At 64.5% G+C, this 248-nt stretch carries 1 pseudogene; it reads right to left on the bottom strand.

The features are described from left to right. Positions 1-248: pseudogene (locus FNJ47_RS52285) on the bottom strand (hypothetical protein); the annotation flags it as partial.

The raw sequence follows: 248 nt of genomic DNA, 5'->3' as shown, positions 1-248 counted from the left end.
AGGTCAAGCTCTACAAGGAGCGTTACGGCAAGGGCACCAAGGGTCCGGGCTACTATTCCTTCGACGCCGGCGGCGTGCACTTCGTCGGTCTCGTCAACGTCGTCGACCTCAAGGGCGGCGGCCTCGGTGCCCCAGCCCCATTGCGGATAGACCGTCCACAGCGGGATGTGGGCGAACAGCACGATCGGCGTCGACTTGGAGCGGCCCTTGAGGTCGTTCTCCAGCCATTCGAGCTGCTCGTTGCCGAG

It is taken from the genome of Bradyrhizobium uaiense (assembly GCF_010811875.1).
GTDB lineage: Bacteria > Pseudomonadota > Alphaproteobacteria > Rhizobiales > Xanthobacteraceae > Bradyrhizobium > Bradyrhizobium uaiense.
The sequence above is the reverse complement of the archived record's forward strand: the minus strand, read 5'-3'. Positions and strand labels throughout refer to the sequence as shown.